At 69.8% G+C, this 22,924-nt stretch carries 18 protein-coding genes; 11 read left to right on the forward strand and 7 right to left on the reverse strand.

All coding sequences use genetic code 11. The features are described 5' to 3' along the window. Positions 1-10 precede the first annotated feature (10 nt). Positions 11-1,351 carry a dihydrolipoamide acetyltransferase family protein gene (locus ACRWNM_RS33915; protein ID WP_431972252.1) on the forward strand — a complete coding sequence of 447 codons (1,341 nt, stop codon included), beginning with the start codon at positions 11-13 and terminating at the stop codon, positions 1,349-1,351. Here ACRWNM_RS33915 and ACRWNM_RS33920 read toward each other — a convergent pair. After that, positions 1,341-2,567 carry a benzoate/H(+) symporter BenE family transporter gene (locus ACRWNM_RS33920; RefSeq protein ID WP_431972253.1) on the reverse strand — a complete coding sequence of 409 codons (1,227 nt, stop codon included), beginning with the start codon at positions 2,565-2,567 and terminating at the stop codon, positions 1,341-1,343. The genes ACRWNM_RS33915 and ACRWNM_RS33920 overlap by 11 nt on opposite strands. Before the next feature lie 252 nt (positions 2,568-2,819). On the opposite strand from ACRWNM_RS33920, the gene ACRWNM_RS33925 reads away from it, so the two are divergent. Then, complete coding sequence (locus ACRWNM_RS33925; protein WP_431972298.1) at positions 2,820-3,629, forward strand: sulfurtransferase; 810 nt, start codon at positions 2,820-2,822, stop codon at positions 3,627-3,629. Between the two features lie 41 nt (positions 3,630-3,670). Here the strand turns inward: ACRWNM_RS33925 and ACRWNM_RS33930 are convergent, their stop codons facing one another. Together ACRWNM_RS33930 and ACRWNM_RS33935 are read right to left on the reverse strand one after the other, a co-directional pair. Then, positions 3,671-4,408, reverse strand: coding sequence for an HNH endonuclease family protein (locus ACRWNM_RS33930; RefSeq protein WP_431972254.1), 738 nt, complete (start codon positions 4,406-4,408; stop codon positions 3,671-3,673). A 50-nt stretch (positions 4,409-4,458) separates the two neighbouring features. Then, entirely contained in the window at positions 4,459-4,821 is a 363-nt protein-coding gene (locus ACRWNM_RS33935; RefSeq protein ID WP_431972255.1) for a hypothetical protein, read from the reverse strand. Between the two features lie 139 nt (positions 4,822-4,960). Between ACRWNM_RS33935 and ACRWNM_RS33940 the strand changes: the two genes are divergently transcribed. Next, positions 4,961-7,759, forward strand: coding sequence for a DEAD/DEAH box helicase (locus ACRWNM_RS33940; protein WP_431972256.1), 2,799 nt, complete (start codon positions 4,961-4,963; stop codon positions 7,757-7,759). Then, complete coding sequence (locus ACRWNM_RS33945; protein ID WP_431972257.1) at positions 7,756-8,523, forward strand: SWIM zinc finger family protein; 768 nt, start codon at positions 7,756-7,758, stop codon at positions 8,521-8,523. The genes ACRWNM_RS33940 and ACRWNM_RS33945 overlap by 4 nt, the downstream gene beginning before the upstream one ends. 490 nt (positions 8,524-9,013) lie before the next feature. Here ACRWNM_RS33945 and ACRWNM_RS33950 read toward each other — a convergent pair whose 3' ends face one another. Beyond that, positions 9,014-9,496, reverse strand: a complete 483-nt coding sequence (locus ACRWNM_RS33950; RefSeq protein WP_431972258.1) for an LIC_13387 family protein — start codon at positions 9,494-9,496, stop codon at positions 9,014-9,016. A 62-nt stretch (positions 9,497-9,558) separates the two neighbouring features. On the opposite strand from ACRWNM_RS33950, the gene ACRWNM_RS33955 reads away from it, so the two are divergent. Continuing rightward, positions 9,559-10,086 (forward strand): TetR/AcrR family transcriptional regulator, encoded by a 528-nt coding sequence (locus ACRWNM_RS33955; RefSeq protein ID WP_431972259.1) that lies wholly within the window; start codon positions 9,559-9,561, stop codon positions 10,084-10,086. Further along, positions 10,083-10,874 (forward strand): helical backbone metal receptor, encoded by a 792-nt coding sequence (locus ACRWNM_RS33960; RefSeq protein WP_431972260.1) that lies wholly within the window; start codon positions 10,083-10,085, stop codon positions 10,872-10,874. Before ACRWNM_RS33955 ends, ACRWNM_RS33960 begins: the two co-directional genes overlap by 4 nt. 16 nt (positions 10,875-10,890) lie before the next feature. Here ACRWNM_RS33960 and ACRWNM_RS33965 read toward each other — a convergent pair whose 3' ends face one another. The 3 genes from ACRWNM_RS33965 to icmF form a co-directional block, all read right to left on the reverse strand. Continuing rightward, positions 10,891-12,381, reverse strand: a complete 1,491-nt coding sequence (locus ACRWNM_RS33965; protein WP_431972261.1) for a flavin-containing monooxygenase — start codon at positions 12,379-12,381, stop codon at positions 10,891-10,893. A gap of 127 nt (positions 12,382-12,508) precedes the next feature. Further along, positions 12,509-13,588, reverse strand: a complete 1,080-nt coding sequence (locus ACRWNM_RS33970; protein WP_431972262.1) for an amidohydrolase family protein — start codon at positions 13,586-13,588, stop codon at positions 12,509-12,511. A 91-nt stretch (positions 13,589-13,679) separates the two neighbouring features. Continuing rightward, positions 13,680-16,898: a fused isobutyryl-CoA mutase/GTPase IcmF gene (gene icmF / locus ACRWNM_RS33975; protein ID WP_431972263.1), complete on the reverse strand. Its 3,219-nt coding sequence runs from the start codon at positions 16,896-16,898 to the stop codon at positions 13,680-13,682. Between the two features lie 138 nt (positions 16,899-17,036). Between icmF and ACRWNM_RS33980 the strand changes: the two genes are divergently transcribed. The 5 genes from ACRWNM_RS33980 (at position 17,037) to mmsB (ending at position 22,886) form a co-directional block, all read left to right on the forward strand. Further along, positions 17,037-17,993, forward strand: coding sequence for a DUF2157 domain-containing protein (locus ACRWNM_RS33980; protein WP_431972264.1), 957 nt, complete (start codon positions 17,037-17,039; stop codon positions 17,991-17,993). A gap of 119 nt (positions 17,994-18,112) precedes the next feature. Then, on the forward strand, positions 18,113-19,612 hold the full coding sequence (locus ACRWNM_RS33985) for a CoA-acylating methylmalonate-semialdehyde dehydrogenase (RefSeq protein ID WP_431972265.1): 1,500 nt from the start codon (positions 18,113-18,115) through the stop codon (positions 19,610-19,612). A 5-nt stretch (positions 19,613-19,617) separates the two neighbouring features. Next, entirely contained in the window at positions 19,618-20,757 is a 1,140-nt protein-coding gene (locus ACRWNM_RS33990; protein WP_431972266.1) for an acyl-CoA dehydrogenase family protein, read from the forward strand. Between the two features lie 144 nt (positions 20,758-20,901). Continuing rightward, positions 20,902-21,993, forward strand: a complete 1,092-nt coding sequence (locus ACRWNM_RS33995) for an enoyl-CoA hydratase/isomerase family protein (RefSeq protein ID WP_431972267.1) — start codon at positions 20,902-20,904, stop codon at positions 21,991-21,993. After that, the gene (mmsB, locus tag ACRWNM_RS34000; protein ID WP_431972268.1) at positions 21,990-22,886 is read left to right on the forward strand and encodes a 3-hydroxyisobutyrate dehydrogenase; all 897 of its coding nucleotides are present in this window, start codon (positions 21,990-21,992) and stop codon (positions 22,884-22,886) included. Before ACRWNM_RS33995 ends, mmsB begins: the two co-directional genes overlap by 4 nt. Positions 22,887-22,924 lie beyond the last annotated feature (38 nt).

Genomic DNA, 22,924 nt, shown 5'->3' on the forward strand with positions numbered 1-22,924 from the left:
GAGGCACTTCGTGGAAGACGACGGCCACGTTCTCGAATTCCGGCTCCCGGATCTCGGGGAGGGGCTCACCGAGGCCGAGGTGGTGTCCTGGTCGGTGGCCGTCGGCGACGACGTCGAGCTGAATCAGACCATCGCGGAGGTGGAGACCGCCAAGGCCGTGGTCGCGCTTCCCTCGCCGTTCGCGGGACGGGTCGAGGAGCTGCTCGCCGAGCCGGGGGAGACGGTCGAGGTGGGCGCGCCGCTGATCCGGGTGCGGACCGCGTCGCCGCCAACGGCGGTGGCCGCCGCCCAGATCGAGCCCGAGGCGGCCGGTGAGCCGTCGCCAGGACCCGACACCGCGGACGGCAACGGCCGGAAATCGGTGCTCGTGGGTTACGGGCCCGAAGGCGAGGCCGAGTCGCGCAGGCGCAGGCCCGCGCCGGAAGCGCGCGCCGCGGCGACGCCCGCCGCTCGCAAACTGGCCAAGGAACTCGGCATCGACCTGTGGTTCGTCGCCGGTTCCGGTCCGAACGGCGCGGTCACGGTCGAAGACGTGCGCGGCGCGGTGCCCGTCTCGCCCCCGCGGCCCTCCACGCACCGCACCGACCTCGCGCCCGCGCCGAGCCCGGCGCCCCCGGCATCGGACCAGGACGCCGGCGTGATTCGCCCCTCGGTGCGCGAGGAACGCGCACCGATCACCGGCATCCGCAAGCGCACCGCGGCGGCCATGTCGGCGAGCGCGCGGACGATCCCGCAGGCCAGCGTCTTCGTCACGCTCGACTGCACCGCGTCGATGGAGCTGCTCGACCACCTGCGCACCACCAAATCCTTTGCCGGACTGACGCTCACGCCGCTGGCCTTGGTCGCCAAGGCGACGCTCGCCGCGATCGCGGAGTTCCCCGGCGTGAATGCCTGCTGGGACGAGGCGAATCAGCAGATCGTCACGAAGCACTACGTGAATCTCGGCATCGCGGTGGCCACCGGCCGCGGCCTGCTGGTGCCCAATCTCAAAGAGGCGCAATCGCTCGGCCTGCGCGACCTGTGCCGCGAGATCGGCTGGCTGGCCGAGACCGCGCGCTCCGGCTCGGCGACCCCGGCCGACCTGCGCGGCGGCACCTTCACACTCACCAACGTCGGTGTCTTCGGCGTCGACGCCGGGGTGCCGCTGGTCAATCCCGGTGAGGCCGCGATCCTGTGCCTCGGCTCGATTCGGCGTCGGCCCTGGGTGTTTCGCGACGAGCTGGCCGTCCGCTGGGTGACCACGCTCGGCATCAGCTTCGACCACCGCATGATCGACGGTGAACTGGCCGCGCGCTTCCTCGCCACCACCGCAGGTCTCCTGGAAGACCCGCTCACCCTGCTCAGCCGGTAGCGGTGGCGCGCGTGCGCAGTGCCCAGCGCACGATCAGGCCCCCGATCAAGGCCCAGAACGCGGCCCCGATGCCGAGGAATCCGACGCCGGACGCGGCGACGAGAAAGGTGATCACGCCCGCCTCGCGGTGTTCTTCTGCGCGCAGTGCGCCCGCCAGCGCCGTGGCCAGTGTCGCGAGCAGCGCCAGCCCGGCCACCGTCTCCAGCGTGCCCTCCGGTGCGGCGGCCACCAGGGTGACCAGGGCTGCGGAGCCGAGGGCGAGCAGCACGTAGGCGACGCCCGCGGTGCAGGCCGCGATCCAGCGGCGCTTCGGATCCGGGTGTGCGGCAGGCGCGGCGGACAGGGCGGCGCTGATCGCGGCCAGGTTGATCGCGTGGCCGCCCGCGGGCGCGCCGAGGATGGTGCCGACACCGGTGACGGTCATGGCCGCCCGCCACGGCACCCGGTAGCCGAACGACCGCATCACCGCGGTGCCCGGGATGTTCTGCGAGGCCATGGTGACGATGTAGAGCGGGATCGCGATGCCGATCATCGCCTGCCAATTCCACTGCGGCAGGGCCAGTTCCACCGTCGGCGCCATGGCGGCGAGGTCGAGGTCGCGATGCTCGGCCACGATGCTCACGCCCGCACCGACGGCGGCGACGCCGAACGCGGCGATCACCGCCCAGCGCTTGGCGAACCGCTGGAGAACCAGCCACACCACGATCACCGGGACCACCACCGCGGGACTGGTCGCCACCGCCCGCACCGGCGCGAGGCACAGCGGCAACAACACGCCCGCCAACATGGCCTGCGCGATCTCGACCGGAATCGCGGCGATCAGGTTCCCGAGCCGCTGCCAGAGCCCGGTGATCAGGATCAGCACGCCGGTCAGCGCGAAAGCGCCGAGCGCGGCCCGCCAGCCGCCCGCGATCGCGCCCGTGCTCGCGAGCAGCGCGGCGCCGGGCGTCGACCAGGCCAGCGTGATCGGCATCCGGTAGTGGTAGCTGAGCAGGATGATCCCGATACCCTGGGTGACGCACACCGCGAGCAGTCCGGACGCGGCCTGAGCCGCGGTGGCGCCCACCGCCGTCAACCCGCTCAGCACCACCGCGAACGAACTGGTGAACCCGACCAGGGCGGTCACCACGCCCGCCCCAAGCGGCTGCGCGAGCCCGGCGGTGATTGCTTCCCGCGGCTCGGTATCGGGGTCGGTGGGCGCGGAAACCTTGGTCATTGTCCGGATACTGCCGCTGGTCACACGGCGTGTCACCGGCCAGTGCCCGGAAACTGGACCGACTTCGCGCGGTCCCTACCGGCGGGTATGTCGCGCGAGTGCGCACATCGGCGGCGCGCGATGCCTAGGCGTACCTCCGCCTTCGCTGCGGCCATGCGCGGGCAATCGACGGACCTCGTCCGACAGCGTCCATTATGGTGGGAGGGTCGGCGCGCGAGGGAAACTGGACGAGGAGCTGGGTTGAGCGCGGTACTGATCTCTGCGGGGGAACTTCGGGAAGCACTGGCGGACAGGCGGTTTCGCCTACTCGACGTGCGGTGGGCGCTGGGCGACCCGGACGGGCCGCAGCACTACCTCGACGGGCACATTCCCGGTGCGGTCTTCGTCGATCTGGAGACCGAACTGGCCGCACCGCCCTCGCCCGCGCGTGGACGGCATCCGCTGCCCGATATCGCGCAGCTGGAGAAGTGCGCGCGCAGCTGGGGTATCCGCACCGGCGACCCGGTGGTCGTCTACGACGCGACCGGCGGCATGGCTGCCGCGCGGGCGTGGTGGCTGCTGCGCTGGGCTGGTCTCGCCGATGTCCGCATCCTCGACGGCGGCCTGCCCGCCTGGACCAGTGCGGGCGGTGAACTGATCTCCGGCGCCGAACCCGATCCGGAACTCGGCGACGTCGAGCTGCGACCGGGCAAGCTGCCGGTGGTAGACGCCGACGCCGTCGCCAAGTGGAAGGGTGTGCTGCTCGACGCCCGCGCGGGCGAGCGGTATCGCGGCGAGGTCGAGCCGGTCGATCCGAAGGCCGGACACATCCCCGGTGCGGTGAGCGCGCCGACCGCCGAGAACCTCGACGCGGACGGGCATTTCCGCGCCGCGGCCGAATTGCGCGAGCGTTTCGCCGGATTCGGCTCCGGCCCGGTCGCGGTCTACTGCGGCTCCGGCGTCACCGCCGCCCACCAGGTCGCCGCGCTCGCCGTCGCGGGCGTCGAGGCCGCGCTGTATCCCGGGTCCTGGTCGCAGTGGTCCAACGATCCCAAACGACCGGTCGCGACGGGCGCGCAGTAAGTACTCGGCGCACGAGTCGCCGCCGGAGGGCGGGCGCGCCGTCACGGGCAAGTGCGGGCGATGTCGTGCAACGTCGCGTTGTCCGCCTCGGTGACAGGTAGGTCGTAGCGCACCGCGACGGTGAGGTAGCGGCCCGCGTAGAAGCAGTGGTCGGCGCGCGAAGGCGGCAACCACTCCGAGGGCGTACCGTCGCCCTTGGCCTGGTTGACGCGCGCCGAGGTGGCCAGGAGGTTGGTCTCGACGTCGTTGGCGAACAGCACGCGGCGCTGCGGCGGCCAGGTGGACGCGCCCATGTCCCAGGCGGCGGCCAGCGGATAGACGTGATCGATCTGCGCGTCGCCCGCGTCGGCCTTGCGGAAGGCGCGTCGATCGCCGGTGTACGGGTCGTCGAGGGTGCCCGACACGACGACGCAGTCGCGCGTGCCCTCCCGGAAGCGCACGTCGGTGAGCTGGGCGGCGAGCACGTTGTTGCGGGTGTCGCAGCCGTCGTGCCCGCCGGGGCCCTCGTAGTCGTCGGTCCAGGACGGGCCGAAGACACAGCCCTGTCCGTTGCCGCAGCCGCGCTCGTAGCCGCCGGGTCGCGTGCGCTCGGCGATCACCCTGACCTCGGCGAGCAACTGTTCGAGCTGAGCCCTGCTCGGGCTGCCCGGTGCCGGGGCGACTTGGCCCGCGGACCACCCTCCACAGCCCGCGAGCAGCAGCGCCGCGACGAGCGGCGCGAGCAACCGACCCTGGACGTGAGTACGCACGATGCCACTTGTACTCGTGTGCACCGACATTCGTGGGTCTTGCGACAAGCGAGCTGATCAGTTGTGGAGCGTGCGCGGCCTCACAACCAGGCGCGCGCCAGCAGGTCGTCGCCGGCGACCTCGGTCGCTCGCGGCGGGAATCTGGTGGCCGCGATGGACTCGGTGTGCATCCCGTCGTGCCCGATCAGCCAGGAGCCGCCGCGTTCCTCGCACTCGGCGATCTTGGCGAAGGTGGTGAGCAGGAAGGTGATCGCCACGTGCGGGTCCGGGACCTGAGCCAGGTGCTGTGATTCCCCTGGGCGTGACAGGTCGATCCACACGCCGCCCACACCGTCGAGACGCATCCCGACGATCTTTGCGGCGTTGACGAAGGTGAACTTGCGCCGCTCCCACGGCGTTGTAGGCGAGAAGCTCTGCTCGGTTACCTGGAGCAGAATTGTCATGCTGCTGCCCTCCGCTTCCTTGACACTCAGCTGTGATTCTCAGTCGTGACCAGCGGATATCCCAGTATGTTCCGCTCAGCGCCAGAAATCCAGGACGGCGCGGCGGCGAGATGTCGGACCCGCCTGATTGGATGGGCGGATGCTGCACGGACTGTGGTCGCCAGGGGCCGGTCTGCTGCTGTGGACCGACGACGGGGTGCCGGACGCACTGCCCGACCCGCTGGGCGGCGTCCTGCGCGCGTCGCGGTTCCGGCATCGGGCCGAGGTTCTCGTGCCCGCGTCGGGCGCGGCCGAGCGGGTCACGGTGCCCGCGCACGCGCTCGCGCCGGAGGCCGCCGCCGCGGCGCTGCGCCAGCCGTTGCCCGCCTCGGCCGTATCCGGTGATCTGCGCTTCCTCGCCCACGTCGCGCACGGTGTCGAGCGGTGGGTGCGGGCCGGGCGGATCGTGCCCGAATTGCGCAGGGACGACGGCCAATGGTGGGTGCGGTGGCGGTTGGTGGGCGGCGCACGTCAGCGTGCCTGGCTGGCCGAGCTCGCGGTGGCCGCCCCGGCCGCCCTGCACGTGGCCGGGCGGCCCGCCGCCGTGCTGGAGGATCTCGTCGGCGAGCTGACCGACCCGATCGCCAGGCGGTCGATGGACGCGCCGCCGCTGTCGCATCCGCTGCTGGCCGCGCTGGTCGGCGACAGCCCCCTCGGCAGCGGCAGCCATCAGCTGGCCGAGGTGCTGGAACGCTGGCGCGCAGGACTGACCGTGGACGAGCCGGAATTGGTACTGCGCCTGCTGGAGCCGGACGGCGAGCTCGGCTTCGCCGACGACTCGGTGGCGCTGTGGCGCCTGGAGGTCTGCCTGCGCACCGAGGGTGAGGCGCCCGCGCCGATCCCGCTGCACGGTGACCCGAGCCTGGTCCGCACCGTCATCGACAAGCTGGGGGAGGCGCAGCGCGCCTATCCCAGGCTGCGCGACCTGCCGACCGATCCGCGCACCATGGATCTGCTCTTGCCGACCGAGGTGGTGGCCGATCTCGTGGCGCACGGCGCGCACGCGTTGCAGGCGGCGGGCATCCGGTTGCTGCTGCCGCGCGCGTGGAGCATCTCCGCCCCGTCCATGCGGCTGCGGGTGGAGAGCGCGGTTCCCGCGGCGGAGAGCACCGTCGGCATGCGGGGATTGGTTCGTTACCGTTGGGAATTGGCGCTCGGCGACACCGTGTTGACCGAGGCCGAGATGGCGCGTCTCATTCGCGCCAAATCCGATCTCGTGCAGTTGCGCGGCGAATGGGTGCAGGCCGATCACAAGGCGCTCGCCGCCGCGGCCCGCTATGTCGCCGCGCACAGCGACGATTCGCCGATCACCTTCGCCGACATGATCGGCGAACTGGCGAGCAGCCGGGTCGAGCAGGTGCCGATCACCGAGGTCACCGCCACCGGATGGGCGGCCGAACTGCTCGATCGCGGGCACGACGCGGAGCCGGTCCCCGCCCCGAGCGGCCTGAAGGCGCAGCTGCGCCCCTATCAGCTGCGCGGCCTGTCCTGGCTGGTCACCATGAGCCGAATGGGTTGCGGCGCCATCCTCGCCGACGACATGGGCCTCGGCAAGACGGTGCAGGTGCTGGCACTGCTCGTGCACGAGCGGGAACAGTCCGCGGATCCCGGCCCGACGCTGCTGGTATGCCCGATGTCGGTGGTCGGCAACTGGCAGCGCGAGGCCGAGCGGTTCGCGCCGGACCTGCGGGTGCTGGTGCACCACGGCGCGGGTCGGCGCGGCGGCGCGGAACTGAATGCGGCGGTGGCCGAGGCCGACCTGGTGCTCACCACCTATTCGCTGCTCGCCAGGGACATCGAAGCGTTGAGCAAGCAGGACTGGGAACGCGTCGTGCTCGACGAGGCCCAGCACATCAAGAACGCGGGGACGCGACAGGCCCGCGCCGCCCGCGCGCTGCGGGCGCGACACCGCTTGGCGCTCACCGGAACTCCCGTCGAGAACCGGTTGGAGGAGCTGCGCTCGATCCTCGATTTCGCGATGCCGAAACTGCTGGGCAGCCCACAGACCTTCCGCGCGCGGTTCGCGGTGCCGATCGAACGGGAGGGTGATCAGAACGCGATCTCGCGGCTGCGGTTCGTCACCCAGCCGTTCGTGCTGCGCCGGGTGAAGACCGATCCCTCCGTCATCAGCGACCTGCCGGAAAAGCTGGAGATGACGGTGCGCGCCAACCTGACCGTCGAGCAGGCCGCGCTGTACCAGGCGGTGGTCGACGACATGATGGAGAAGATCAGGAACGCGAAAGGCATGGCGCGCAAGGGCGCCGTGCTCGGCGCGCTGACCCGCCTCAAACAGGTGTGCAACCACCCCGCGCACTTCCTCGGCGACGGCTCCGGCGTCCTGACCCGCGGCAAGCACCGATCCGGCAAGCTGGCCCTGGTCGAGGACGTGGTGGACGCGGTGCTCGCCGACAGCGAGAAGGCGTTGCTGTTCACCCAGTTCCGCGAGTTCGGCGAGCTGATCGCGCCGTTCCTCGCCGAGCGCTTCGGCGCCCCGATCCCGTTCCTGCACGGCGGCGTGCCCAAGCGCCGTCGCGACGCCATGGTCACCGGATTCCAGTCCGAGGACGGGCCGCCGTTGATGTTGTTGTCGCTCAAGGCCGGTGGTACCGGACTGAACCTGACGGCCGCCAATCACGTGGTGCACCTGGACCGTTGGTGGAATCCGGCGGTGGAGAACCAGGCGACCGACCGCGCGTTCCGAATCGGGCAGCAGCGCGCGGTGCAGGTGCGCAAGCTCGTCTGCGTCGACACGATCGAGGAGCGGATCGACGAGATGATCAACGGCAAGCGCAGGCTCGCGGACCTGGCCGTCGGGGCGGGGGAGAACTGGATCACCGAGCTGAGCACCGACGAACTGCGCGACCTGTTCGCCCTCGGCGCCGAGGCGGTGGGTGAATGACGTTCGAGGACTACAGCAAGTACGGCAAGCGACTGCCGGTCGAGGGCGGCGTCGCGGCGCGCAGCCGCCGCGGCGGATTCGGGCGCACCTGGTGGGGCAGGGCGCTGATCGACGCGGTCGAGGCGATGGCCGAGCCGGGCCGGTTGGCCCGCGGGCGCAGCTATGCGCGGTCCGGGCAGGTGGTGAGTTATCGGATCGAGCCGGGTGCGGTGGTCGCGGAGGTGCAGGGCAGCCAGCCGCGCCCGTTCACCTCGGCGTTCCGCGTGCGCGCGGTGCGCGAGGAGGAACTGGACCTGCTGATCGAGACGATCCGCAGCTCGCCGGGCATGCTGGCCGAGATCGCCTCGGGCGCGCTGCCCACCGGGCTCGGCTCGCTGCTGTTGCCCAGTACGGCGGCCGAGCTGGACTTCGACTGCACCTGTCCGGACCCGGGCTGGCCATGCAAACACGTCGCGGCGGTCTGCTACCTGCTCGCCGAGCGACTCGACGAGCGGCCCCGCGAGATTCTCACGCTGCGCGGACTGGACCTGGACACGCTCATCCGCGGCATCGAGCGGGACCCGCGACCGGTCCAGAGCGACGATCCGTACGGCGACGAGACGCCCCTTCCGGGCCTCCCGAAGGTCGAATTCCGTTCCGCGATGGACGATCTCGATCCCGTGCTGCTACGCAAGGCGCTTCGCATGAGCACCGAGGACGAGGCGAGCGCGGCGACCGGAATACGGGAGCTCGCCGCGCTGTATACCTCGCTGCGAGACACCTAGGCCCTGTGTCACACCTAGGCACTGTGTCACACCTAAGCCCTGTGTCGAACAGGCCCTGCGTCGAAGTCCCATCCGGCACCTCCGCGGATCGGATCGCCGCCTGGCCGCGTTGTCGTCGCCGATACAACCCCGATATCGGCTCCTCCTCCGCCTTGCCAGGTGACGATCCGAGCCACGGAGGCATCCGGCCGGACTTCGACACAGGGCCTGGCCGCGGGGCCGAGCCCGCCGCGGCATATTCGTGCCGACGAAAGCCAGCACCCGGCATCGAGGCTGGGCCCGCGTCTCCGGACTTCGTCGGGCGGATCCCGTCCGGTGCGCTGGGGCCGGTGTGTCTCGGCGCCGGGTGCCACTTCCCAGTCTGCTCCGTCGGAGTTGGCGAGGTAACGCCCGATTGCTGTCCGCTCACTGCCCTTGTGCCGAACCTGCGCTGCCCTGCCGTTCCGCCGACGGTCCGTCCCGTGAAGGGTCGCTGACCTGCGCTTTTCGTCTATTCCGTCGATGGGCGCGGCCCGGCCACCAGCACGGCCGCGTAGCAGAGTGTCGAGAGCCCGCCGAACGCGACGACGAGTTCGGGGAAGTACAGGCAGGAGATCCAGAACGTGCCGCCCGCCGCCGCCACGCAGATCCAGTTGAACAGCGACCAGCGCGCGATCAGCCCCGGCGCCGCCCGGACGGCCACCACCGCGAGCAGCGGAAAGAGAAAGCCGAACAGCCCCATGCCCACGCTGTAACCGGTGTTGAGCCCGAACACCGTCACTTCCCTGCCGCCCTCGAACAACGCCGTCGTGGTGTTCCTGGACAGCTCGTTGATCACTTCCTCACCGGCGACATCGGCCCCGTTGAAGATGTGCAGGGCGAGCTCGTGGCCGAAGCCGATCAGGCCGAGGAACACGGCGCCCGCGTAGTGGACGCGGATCGGCCATCGGGCGGTGGAGCTGCGGGGCTGGGCGGTGGCTGTCATAGCGGTCATCGCGACCTCCGGAGGTGAGCATCCCAGGAACAGAACAAAAATTATGTTATAGGGTGGTCTTCGTGGCGGGCAAGACCTCATGGCTGGCATCCGGGCTGTCGATTCTCGGCACGGCGGGGCCGACGGCGCTGACCATCGACAAACTGGTCGCGTCGACCGGGCTGAGCACCGGGTCCTTCTACCACCACTTCTCGGGCATGCCGGGCTACAAGAAGGCGCTGCTCGCGCACTTCGAGGAGGTGCAGACGCTGCGCTACATCCGCGAAGTGCAGGCGGCCGAGCGCCTGGACCCGCGCGGCAGGCTCGACCTGCTGATCGACCTGGTTCTCGCCGATGGGGAACCGGCCCGCCTGGAAGTGGCGGTCCGGGCGTGGGCGCTGGACGACCCGGTCGCCGCCGCGGCCAAGCAGCGCGTCGATGCCGCCCGGCTGGCGTTCCTGCGCCAACTGCTCGACGAGATCGGCTATCCGGAGCCCGCTGCCGAGCAGACGGCGCAGATTCTCTACCTGCTGGTACTCGGCGCGGGCAACACGCTGCCCGAGGTGCCGCCCGAGCGGCTGCGCGTCCTGTGTGACCGGATTCTGTCGTGAACGTCGTTCCGCCCCGGCATATCTCGCTGCGCGACGACCTGGGCGCCGAGGTGTCGATCGTCCGCCCGGTGCGGCGCGTGGTGTCGCTGGTGCCTTCGCTCACCGAATCGGTCGCGGCCACCTGTCCCGATTTGCTCGTCGCGGCGACGCAGTGGTGCACCCACCCGGCCGACCTGTCCGTCGAACGGGTGCGCGGCACCAAGAACCCGAACCTGCGCCGGATCGTCGAACTGGCTCCCGATCTGGTGCTGTGCAATCGTGAGGAGAACCGCCGCGCGGACGTGGAACGCCTGCGCGCGGCGGGTATCCCGGTGTGGGTCTCCAGAATCGAGACGCTGGACGCCGCGTTCCCCTCGCTCGCCAGGCTGTTCGTCGAGGCCATCGGCGTACCCGCGCCGCCCTGGTTGCATGCCGCCGAAAACGTTTGGGCCGCAGCGCCTCCGGAGCCCGAGCGGGCGACGGTCATCCCGATCTGGCGCAAGCCGTGGATGGTAGTCGGCCGCGATACCTTCACCGGCGACCTCGCGCGCAGGCTCGGGCTGCGCCTCGTGCACGCGGACCGCCCGGAGCGCTACCCCCGCGTGGACGAGGCCGAACTGACCCGCGGCGTCGAGCTGGCGATTCTGCCCGACGAGCCGTACGTCTTCACCGAAACCGATGGGCCTGAGGCATTTCCGGGCATTCCCTGCGCGCTGGTGGAGGGCCGCAGCCTCACCTGGTACGGCCCTTCCCTCGTCACCGCCCGCGAGACCCTGACCCGGCAGATTGCCGCCGCGACCACCCGCTGAGGAGCGCCCGCCGCGCTCAGGACGCCGCGGCGAACCGGTAGTCGGCCAGATCGAAATGACCGCTGCGCCACGTTGCCTCCACGGTGGTGGAAGGCCGCAGCGGCACATCGCCGTGCTTGTCGAAGTAGTAGCTGTTGGACACGGCGCAGGATTCCTGCCAGAACACCTGGCCGCCCCGCCGGGCCAGCATCTCCCGGAAGTAGCGATCGTTGGCTTCCTCGGTGACCTCGACCAGGGTCGAATCGGTCGCGCGGGCGTGCCGCAGGCAGCGCAGGATGTGGCGGACCTGGTTCTCGATCAGCGCGAAATACGACGAGCCGTTGTAGCCGTACGGGCCGATCACCGAGAAGAAGTTCGGGAAGCCGGGCACGCTGACGCCCTCGTAGGCCTGCAATCGGTGCTCGTCCCACCACTTCTCGAGATCCCGGCCGCCGACGCCGCGCAGATCGTAGGTCGGCATGTTGCCCGATTCCATCACCTTGAAGCCGGTAGCCAGGATCAGCACGTCCGCGGTGTGCTCCGTGGCGTCGGTCCGCACGCCGGTGGCGGTGATCTCGCGAATCGGGTCGGTCTCCAGCACCACGTTGTCGCGATTGAAGGCGGTCAGATAATCGTTGGAGAAACTGGGGCGCTTGCAGCCCAGCGCGTAACGGGGCGTGAGCTTTTCGCGTATCACCGGGTCGTGCACCTGGCGGCGCAGGTGGGCGAGCCCGGCGCGCTCGCCCACCGCGGCGGTCGGCAGCGACCGGTAGTAGTGGGCCGCGATGGGGAAGGTCAGCTCCACGTAGGCCTGGCTGATCAATCTGGTCAGTGATCGCCCGCCGGGCAGCCGCAGGGCCAGGCGCACCGGGGCGGGCAGCGGGAGATCGGGCCGCGGCAGGCACCAGATCGGGGTGCGCTGGAAGACGACGAGATGGGCTACCTCGGGGGCGATCTCCGGGATCACCTGCACCGCGGAGGCGCCGGTTCCGATGATCGCGACTCGCTTGGCGCGCAGGCTTTCCCGGTGATCCCAGCGCGAGGTGTGCATGGTCGCGCCGCCGAAATCGCCGACGCCGGGGATGTCCGGCAGCTTCGGCCGGGTCAGCACGCCGGTCGCGCTGATCACGAAGCGGGCGCGCAACTCGTCGCCGGAGCCGGTGCGCAGCCGCCACAGGTGGCGCTGTTCGTCGAATTCCGCGTCGGTGATCGTGGTGCGAAAACGGATGCGTGGGCGTAGTCCGTACTTGTCCACGCACGATTCGGCGTAGGCCTTGAGTTCGTGGCCGGGTGCGTAGACCCGCGACCAGTCCGCCCGCTGATCGAAGGAGAACTGATAACTGAACGACGGAATATCCACGGCCACACCGGGATAGGTGTTCCAGTGCCAGGTGCCGCCCGCGCCGTCCGCGTCGTCGACGATGAGGAAGTCCTCGAAACCGGCCGCGCGCAGCTTGATCGCCGCGCCGATGCCGGAGAACCCGGCCCCGACGATGATCACTTCGTGGTCGATGGTCGTCTCGTTCATCGCACCGCTCGCTCCATGAGTCCGGCTGCGCGGACGCATGTGATGTCGGGCGACATCACTGTCCGCACCTGCCACCTCATTAGGCGCGCGCCCCGCGCCTTTGTCAACGGGCCGCGACTCGGCGGAGCTACTCCGGCGCCTCGACGCGGTAGACCCGCTCGGCGGTGCCGCGGAAGATCTGGGCCAGGTCGACGGGTCCGCCACCGTGGGCGGTCACGGCGTCGGCGACCACCTGCGCGCTGTCGGCGATGCTCGTGATCGGTTTGTCCACCGGGAAGTTCGACCCCCACAGCAGCCGCTCGGGCCCGAAGACGTCCATCGCGTGCGTGACCAGCGGACCGATCCGCTCCACCAGCTCGGGCACCGGCGTCGAACTCCCGCGCGCGGGCACCGGATGCCCGAGTATGGGCATCATCAGTCCGCTGACCTTGGCGACCACATTGGGCAGGGCGCCCAGCGCGCTCAGGTCGTCGCGCCAGCTCAGGAACAGTTTCCTGCGCTCGCCCGGATTCGCGCCGGTGTACTTGCCGACCTTGCCGTACAGACCCGCGGGCGTGGCGAGGTGGTTCAGCACGATGGTGACCTCGGGATAGCGCTCGGCCAGCGCGGTCACCTCCGGCAGCTGGTGCGAGTACACCCAGGCCTCGAAGGAGAGCCCGCGCTCGGCGAGTTCGGCGAACCCGTCCAGGAAACGGCTCGCGGTGAGCGCGCCCGCGCTGCCCGCGAAGGACCTGATGCCGGTGTCGGGGTGGTGCGCGACCATCGTGCGGATGCCGCGGAACAGCGGCGACGCCGTCCGGTGCGCGTCGAGCAGGGCCGCGAAGCCGTCGGCGGCCGGATCGGCCGAGCCGATGACGGCGCCGAGCCGCGGTGTGTCGACGCCGAACGGCAGGCTGGCAACCCAGCGGGTCTCGTCGGCCTTGGCGGTCGGGCCGGACCCGGTCCACTCGACCTCGATGTGCACGATCGACTCGACAGGGACGCCCGTCGCGTCGGACCGGTAGTCCGCGGGCAGATAGGGATGCACGTATGCCGTTGGGTCGCCGACGAATTCACGGTCGCGGCGCGGGGCGAGCCGGGTGGCGAGATCGATCGGCACCGGCAGGTATTTGAACAGCCGGGCGAGGTTGCTGAAATCGCGCGGCGTGGTCAGCGGATCCCACTGGTGGATGTGCGCGTCGATCACGTGTAGGCCCGCGAGGTCCATCGTGTCCCTCCTGTCGTGGCGGATTACCCGGCGATTGTCACACGGCGGTGGCCGTGCGCGGGCCAACGACGAGCTTCGCCGGCCCCGAGCCTCACACGTTGCGCCGGTACTGTCCGCCGACCGTGAAGAAGGCGTCGGTGATCTGCTCCAGCGTGCAGACCCGCGCGGCGTCCATCAGCACCGCGAAGATGTTCTCGTCGGTGCGTGCCACCGCGTCCAGCCGGGCCAGCACCGCGTGCGCCGCGTCGCGATGGCGTTGCTGGAACTCGCGCACGCGGTCGAGCTGGGACTTCTTCTCCGCCTCGGTGGCGCGTGCCAGCTCGAGCACCCGGTGTTGCTCGGCGTTCGGATTGCGGAATGTGTTGACCCCGACGATCGGCAGCGAGCCGTCGTGCTTGCGCCGCTCGTAGAGCATGGATTCGTCCTGGATCTTGCCGCGCTGGTAGCCGGTTTCCATGGCGCCGAGCACGCCGCCGCGTTCGCTGATCCGCTCGAACTCGACGAGCACCGCCTCCTCGACCAGATCGGTGAGTTCGTCGACGAGGAAGCTGCCCTGGAGGGGGTTCTCGTTCATCGCCATGCCCCACTCGCGGTTGATGATCAGCTGGATGGCCAGCGCGCGGCGCACCGATTCTTCCGTCGGCGTGGTCACCGCCTCGTCGTAGGCGTTGGTGTGCAGGCTGTTGCAGTTGTCGTAGACGGCGATCAGCGCTTGCAGCGTGGTGCGGATGTCGTTGAAGTTCATCTCCTGGGCGTGCAGCGAACGGCCCGAGGTCTGGATGTGGTACTTCAGCTTCTGCGAGCGTTCGTTGGCGCCGTACCGGTCGCGCAGGGCGATCGCCCAGATGCGCCGCGCGACCCGGCCGATCACCGAGTACTCCGGGTCCATGCCATTGGAGAAGAAGAACGACAGATTGGGTGCGAAGTCGTCGATGTCCATGCCGCGCGCCAGATAGGCCTCCACGTAGGTGAATCCGTTGGCGAGGGTGAAGGCGAGCTGGCTGATCGGGTTCGCGCCCGCCTCGGCGATGTGATACCCCGAGATCGACACCGAGTAGAAGTTGCGAACCTTGTTGCGCACGAACCATTCCTGGATGTCGGCCATCATGCGCAGGCTGAACTCGGTGGAGAAGATGCAGGTGTTCTGGCCTTGGTCCTCCTTGAGGATGTCGGCCTGCACGGTCCCACGCACGGTGGCCAGCGTCCTCGCCCGGATGTCGGCGGCTTCGTCCTCGGACGGTTCGCGTCCCTCGGCGTCCGAGAAGCGTTGCATCGCTTGGTCGATGGCGGCGTTGAGGAAGTAGGCCAGGATGGTCGGGGCTGGGCCGTTGATCGTCATGGAGACCGACGTGGTCGGCGAGGTCAGGTCGAAACCGTCGTAGAGCGCCTTCATGTCGTCGAGCGAGGCGATCGAGACGCCCGAGGTGCCGACCTTGCCGTAGATGTCCGGCCGTTCGTCGGGATCGCGCCCGTAGAGCGTCACCGAATCGAAGGCGGTCGACAGCCTTGTCGCGTCGGCGTGCGCGGAGAGCACCTTGAAGCGCCGGTTGGTGCGGAACGGATCGCCCTCGCCCGCGAACATCCGCGCGGGATCCTCGTTGTCCCGCTTGAACGGGAACACCCCCGCCGTGAACGGAAAGCGGCCCGGCAGGTTCTCCGCGCGCAGAAAGCGCAGCAGCTCACCGTGATCGGTGTAGCGGGGGAGCGCGACGCGCGCGATGCTGCTGCCCGACAACGACTCCCGGCGCAGCGGCGTGTGTATCTCGCGGTCGCGCACCCGCACCACCTGTTCGTCGCCGCGGTAACTCTCCGCGATCGAGGGCCATTCGGCCAGCAGCGCGGCATTGTCGCCGGTGAGTTCGGTGCGTGCGGCGGTCAGCAGCTCGGCGACCGCCGCGTCCTCGGGCAGCTCGGCGAGCACCTGCTCGCACCGCTGGACGCGCTGCGCCGCGGCGACCTGCCGGGCGGTCTCGGCGTGGTAGCCGCGCACCGCTTCGGCGATCTCGGCCAGGTAGCGCACCCGGGCGGGTGGGATGATCTGTGCGAAACGAGTGGAGACCTTGGTGTCGACCCGCGGCAGCGTCCCGGGCTCCAGCCGCAGGCCGTGCTCGCCGAGCAGGCCGGTCAGGTGCTGGTAGAGCGCGGTCACGCCGTCGTCGTTGAAAGTCGCCGCGCTGGTGCCGAAGACGGGCATGTCCTCCGGGCGGGCGCCGAAGGCCTCGCGGTTGCGCAGCAGCTGACGCGACACGTCGCGCACCGCGTCGGCGGCGCCGCGGCGCTCGAACTTGTTGACGGCCACCACATCCGCGTAGTCGAGCATGTCGATCTTCTCGAGTTGGGAGGCCGCGCCGAACTCCGGCGTCATGACGTACATCGACACGTCGACGTGGTCGACGATGGCGGTGTCGCCCTGGCCGATACCCGGCGTCTCCAGGACGACCAGGTCGTACCCGGCGGCCTTGCACGCCGCGATGATGGTGTCGATGTTGCGCGGCAGTTCGTGATTGCCCCGGGTGGCCAGCGAACGGAAGAACACGTGCGCGCCGTCGAGCGCGTTCATTCTGATCCGGTCGCCGAGCAGCGCGCCGCCGCCGCGGCGGCGGGTCGGGTCGACCGCGAGGATCGCGACGCGGAGCTTGTCTTGTTGATCGGAGCGCAGTCGTCGCACCAATTCGTCTGTCAGCGAGGACTTTCCGGAGCCTCCGGTGCCGGTGATGCCCAGCACCGGCACGGCGCGCGCGTTCGCCGCGGCGAGCAGCGCCTCGCGGTCGGCGGCGGGCAGGGTGTCCTGTTGCAGGCAGGTGATGGCGCGGGCCAGCGCGGGCCGTTCGCCCGCGAGCACGGCCTCGGTCGCGGGGAACTCCTCGGCGAGGTCGTCATCGCAGGCGCGCACCAATTCGTTGATCATGCCGGGCAATCCGAGCCGCTGGCCGTCCTCGGGGGAGAAGATCCGCACGCCGACGTCTGCCAGTCGCTCGATCTCCTCGGCCACGATCACCCCGCCGCCACCGCCGAAGATCCGGATGTGGCCCGCTCCCGCCTCTTTCAGCGCGGCCGCGAGGTATTCGAAGTATTCGATGTGGCCGCCCTGGTACGAGCTGACCGCGACGCCGTGCACGTCCTCCTCGATCGCGGCCGCGACCACCTCGTGCACGGCGCGGTTGTGCCCGAGGTGGATCACCTCCGCGCCCTGGGACTGCAAGATCCGGCGCATGATGTTGATCGCGGCGTCGTGCCCGTCGAACAGGGCCGCCGACGTCACGAAACGGACGGGATGGGCGGGAGTGTGGAGCGCGCTGCTGTCGGCCACGGGAGTCCTCCGGCGAGTCCTTATGGCGCCCGATACTAGGACGTCAAAGTAATTCTACGGTGACGGCGATCACATCGCCAGATAATCGCGAGCCGCCACGCCGTGGCCTCCGCCGGATGTCGCGGTGATACTGGACCGATGGCTCATGGGCATCGGGTGGGGACGGCACTGCGCCGGCTGGTCGACGAGGGTGTGCTGACCGAGGCGCAACGGGATGCGGTGGCGGCCGAGGTGGCCGCCGAGGAGGCCGCGGCGCGGCCGTCGCCGGGCAAGCTGGTCGCCGAGGTCGCGGCGTACGCCGGTGCGGGACTGCTGCTCGGCGGGCTGGTGCTGTTCCTCGAGGCGTCGTGGGGCGATCTCGCGCAGGCGAGCCGGGTGGCGATCCTGGCGGCCGTCGCGATCGGGCTCGCGCTGGGCGGCATCGCGCTGGCCGGACGCGCGTCGCTGTTCCGTTCGCCGATGCCGACCGCGCGGACGCGCCTGGCCGCGGTGTTGTTCGCGCTCGCGGCGGCCGCGCTCGCCGGTGCGGTCGGGGCGGGCATCGACGATTCGGGATCCGACGAGGCATGGGTGCTCGCGGTATGCGCGGGTCTGGTCGCGGCGGTGCTCGGCTATGTGGCGCTGCCCTCGGTGGTCGGCATGCTCGCGTGCGCGGGTTTCGCGGTGCCCGTCGTCGGCGGCGTGCTCGGCACACTGTTGGAATTGGACGAACTCTGGGTCGGCCTAGGCTTTTTCGCGCTCGGGATGGTCTGGTTCGGGCTGACGCGCGCGGGTGCGTTCGTCGAGTTCTGGGCGGGATACGCGATCGCGATCGCCCTCGCGCTGCTCGGCGCGCAGTGGGTCGACTTCGAGGGGCGCGGCGTGTCGGCCGGGCTCACCGTGCTCGTCGCGATCGCCTGCTTCGCGTTGTACGCGACGCACCGTTCGCCGGTGCTGGTGATCGGCGGTGCGGGGGCGGTCGCGATCGCCATCGCCGAGGCGGTGTCGGAGTGGACCGAGGGGTTGGGCGCGGCCGGTCTCGTTCTGATCGTGGGCGCCGTGCTGCTGACGACGGGTGCGATCGTCATGGCGCGGTCGCCGCGCGGGTCCGATTGACCCTCGAACCGGTGGGATGAATCACATTCGTGTCCTGTCATGTAAATACTTGGACATCCAACTATAGGATGACCGCAGATCGCGCCACCGCGCGTCGACGACGACAGACAAGGACTGGCATGGTTCGCGAACTCACTCACTTCATCGGCGGGCAACACGTCGCAGGCGCCTCGGGCAACTTCGGCGATGTCTTCGACCCGAACATCGGCCAGGTGCAGGCGCGCGTGCCGTTGGCGAGCAAGTCCGAGGTAGCGGCGGCCATCGCGAACGCCGCGGCGGCCCAGCCGGTGTGGGCGGCGTTCAACCCGCAGAAGCGGGCCAGGGTGCTGATGAAGTTCCTGACCCTGGTGCAGGACGAGATGGACAGCCTGGCCGCGCTGCTCTCCGCCGAGCACGGCAAGACCATCGCCGACGCCAAGGGCGACATTCAGCGCGGGCTCGAGGTCGTCGAGTTCGCCACCGGCATCCCGCACCTGCTCAAGGGCGAATACACCGAGAGCGCGGGCACCGGCATCGACGTCTACTCGATGCGTCAGCCGCTCGGCGTCGTCGCGGGCATCACCCCGTTCAACTTCCCGGCCATGATCCCGCTGTGGAAGGCCGGTCCCGCGCTGGCCTGCGGTAACGCCTTCGTGCTCAAGCCGTCCGAGCGCGACCCCTCGGTCCCGCTGCGGCTGGCCGAGCTGTTCTTGGAGGCGGGACTGCCCGCCGGCGTGTTCAACGTGGTCAACGGCGACAAGGAGGCCGTGGACACGATCCTGCACGATCCCCGGATCAAGGCCGTCGGCTTCGTCGGCTCCACCCCGATCGCCCAGTACATCTACGAGACGGCGACCGCGAACGGCAAGCGCGCCCAGTGCTTCGGCGGCGCGAAGAACCACGCCATCGTGATGCCGGACGCCGATCTCGACGATGTCGCCGACCAGCTGATCGGCGCGGGCTACGGTTCCGCGGGCGAGCGCTGCATGGCCATCTCGGTGGCCGTGCCGGTCGGCGAGGAGACCGCCGATCGTCTGGTGGCCAAGCTGACCGAGCGGGTGCACAAGCTCAACATCGGCCGCTCCGACGACCCGGGCGCCGATTTCGGCCCGCTGGTCGGCAAGGACGGTGTGGACCGGGTGAACAACTACGTCCAGATCGGCATCGATGAGGGGGCCGAGCTGGTCGTGGACGGTCGCGGCCTGACCGTCGAAGGCAGCGAGGACGGCTACTTCGTCGGCGCGACGCTGTTCGACAAGGTCACCGCCGACATGCGCATCTACAAAGAGGAGATCTTCGGCCCGGTGGTCAGCGTCGTGCGCGCCAAGGACTACGAGGAGGGTCTGCGCCTGGCCAACGAGCACGAATACGGTAACGGCGTGGCCATTTTCACCCGCGACGGCGACACCGCCCGCGATTTCGCGTCCCGGGTGGAGGTCGGCATGGTCGGCATCAACGTGCCGATCCCGGTGCCGATCGCGTACTACACCTTCGGCGGCTGGAAGCGGTCCGGCTTCGGCGATCTGAACCAGCACGGCCCGGATTCGATCCGCTTCTACACGAAGACAAAGACGGTGACCCAGCGCTGGCCTTCCGGTCTGAAGGAGTCCAACGCGTTCGTCATCCCGACGATGGACTGAACCGGATGTTCATTCTGAACGAGGACGAGCGCGCGATCGGCGAGACCGCGCGCCAGTTCGCCGACGAGTTCCTCGCGCCCAACGCGCTGGAATGGGATGAGCAGAAACACTTTCCGGTGGACGTGCTGCGCAAGGCCGGCCCGCTCGGCCTCGGCGGCATCTACGTCCGCGAGGACGTGGGCGGCTCGGGGCTGCGCAGGCTCGATGCCGTGCGCATCTTCGAGCAGCTGGCCACCGGGTGTCCCGCGGTGGCGGCCTACATCTCCATCCACAACATGGCTGCCTGGATGATCGATGCCTACGGCGACGACGACCAGCGCAACCGCTGGCTGCCCGGCCTGACTTCGATGGAGTTGCTCGGCAGCTACGCGCTCACCGAGCCCGCCGTCGGCTCCGACGCGGCGGCGTTGAGCACCAAGGCCGTTCGCGACGGCGAGGACTACATCCTCAACGGCGCCAAACAGTTCATCTCCGGCGCGGGCGCCAACGACGTGTACGTCATGATGGTGCGCACGAGCGACGAAGGGGCGCGCGGCATTTCGACGCTGATCGTGCCCGCCGACACTCCGGGCCTCTCGGTAGGGCCGAACGAGCGGAAGATGGGCTGGAACGCGCAGCCGACCAGGCAGGTCGTGCTGGAGGACGTCCGCGTCCCGGTCGCCAACCGCCTCGGCGCGGAGGGCGACGGGTTCCGCATCGCCATGAACGGCCTCAACGGCGGGCGGCTGAACATCGCCGCGTGCTCGGTGGGCGGCGCGCAGGCGGCGCTGGACAAGTCGGTTCCGTACCTCGCCGACCGCAACGCTTTCGGCAAGCCGCTGCTGAAGAACCAGGCGCTGCAATTCGAACTCGCCGATATGCGCACCGAACTGGAGGCCGCGCGGACGCTGCTGTGGCGTGCGGCCGCCGCGCTCGACGCCGACGCGCCCGACAAGGTCGAATTGTGCGCCATGGCCAAGCGATTCGCGACCGACGTCGGCTTCGGGGTGGCCAACAAGGCGCTCCAGCTGCACGGCGGCTACGGGTATCTGCACGAATACGGCCTGGAGAAGATCGTCCGGGATCTGCGCGTCCACCAGATCCTCGAGGGCACCAACGAGATCATGCGGGTGGTCGTAGCCCGCTCGGTCATAGGAGCAGCATGACGGGGCGCGCGCGACGACACCTCGCTGACGCTCGGCTTTCGTCGCCCGCGCCAGGCGTTGGTCCGCGATCGGGGTCGCTTCGCTCGCCCGATCGACGTGAACCTACCCATCCGGGGAGGGCGCACCGTTCAACTGAGGAGCACCATGACGGAATCTGAAGTACTGATCGACAAGCGCGACGGCCTCGGGCTGATCACGCTGAACCGGCCCAAGGCCATCAACGCGCTGAATCACCCCATGGCGCTGGCCATCACCGACGCACTGCGCGCCTGGGCCGACGACGACGAGGTGCGCACCGTCGTGGTCACCGGCGCGGGGGAGCGGGGCCTCTGCGCGGGCGGCGACATCGTCGCGATTCACGCCGACGCGCGTGTGCTGAACGATCGCCCCGCGACGTCCGGTACCGCGAGCGCGGATTCGGCGACCGGCGTGTTCTGGCGGGACGAGTACATCCTCAACGCGCTGATCGGCCGCTACTCGAAACCGTACGTGGTGATCATGGACGGCATCGTGATGGGCGGCGGTGTCGGCCTTTCCGGCCACGGCAGCCACCGCATCGTCACCGAGCGGTCCAAGGTCGGCATGCCGGAGGTCGGCATCGGCTTCATCCCCGATGTCGGCGGTACCTACCTGCTCTCGCGCGCGCCCGGTGAGATCGGCACGCACGTCGCGCTGACCACCGCGCGGATGAGCGCGGGCGATGCCATCGCGGCAGGTTTCGCCGACTACTACGTGCCCTCGGAGCACATCCCGGCCCTGCTGGAGACACTGCGTTCCGAGACCGCGGAGGTGGCGATCGCGAAGTTCGCCACGGACGCACCGGAATCCGAGTTGCTCGCGCAGCGGGACTGGATCGACGCCTGCTACGGCGCCGACACCGTCGAGGAGATCGTGGCGCGGTTGCAGGCGGCCGAGGCGCCGGAGGCGACCAAGGCGGCCTCCGATCTGCTCGCCAAATCGCCTGTCGCGCTGAAGGTCACGCTGCGTTCGCTGCGCGCGGCCCGCGACCTGCCGAGCCTGGAGGCGGTGCTGAACGAGGAGTATCGCGTCTCCATCGCCTCGCTGGTCTCGCACGATCTGGTCGAGGGCATCCGCGCGCAGGTGATCGACAAGGACCGCAACCCGCAGTGGCGACCGGCGACCCTCGCCGAGGTCACCGACGCGCAGGTGGCGGCGTACTTCGCCGAATTGGGCGACAAGGAACTGGGTTTGGCGACACCGGAGGTGCGGCAGTGACGAAAAAGATCGGTTTCCTCGGCCTCGGCCACATGGGCGCGCCGATGGCGGCCAACCTGGTCGAGGCGGGTTACGACGTGCTCGCCTTCGACCCGGTGCCCGCGGCGCAGGAGCAGGCGCGCAAGGACGGCGCGACCGTCGTGGACACGGCCGTCGCGGCGGTCGCCGAGCGTGACGTCGTGATCACCATGCTCCCCAACGGCAAGCTGGTGCTCGACGTCTACGCCGACCTGCTGCCCGCCGCGAAGCCGGGCACCCTGTTCATCGACTGCTCCACCATCGACGTCGCCGACGCCAAGGAAGCGGCCGCGCGGACCGTCGCGGCCGGGCACCGCGCCTTGGACGCACCGGTCTCGGGTGGTGTCGCGGGCGCGGCCGCGGGCACCCTGACCTTCATGGTCGGCGGTGTGGCGGCCGATTTCGCCGACGCGCTTCCGGTGCTCGAGGTAATGGGCGGCAAGGTCGTGCACTGCGGCGGCGCGGGCGTCGGCCAGGCCGCCAAGATCTGCAACAACATGCTGCTCGGCATCTCGATGGTCGGTCTGTCGGAGGCTCTGGTGCTCGGCGAGAAGCTGGGCCTGAGCCATCAGTCGTTCTTCGACGTGGTCTCCACCGCGTCGGGCCAGAGCTGGGCGCTGACCAACTACTGTCCGGTTCCCGGCCCGGTGCCGACCAGCCCGGCGAACAACGACTACCAGCCGGGATTCGCCACCGCGCTGATGACCAAGGACCTCGGTCTCGCCGCGAACGCCTTGCGCGCCAACGGCATCGACGGGCAACTCGGCGCGCTCGCCGCGGAGATCTACACCCGGTTCAACCAGACGGAGGCGGGCAAGGACTTCTCGGCTATCGTCACCGATATCCGTAACCGTTCCGATCAAGAGGGTGCCTGAAGATGGATGCATCGCGAAGCGATTCAGTGAGGGGTGGC

The organism is Nocardia sp. bgisy134 (assembly GCF_965341865.1).
In the GTDB taxonomy this organism is placed as follows: Bacteria; Actinomycetota; Actinomycetes; order Mycobacteriales; family Mycobacteriaceae; genus Nocardia.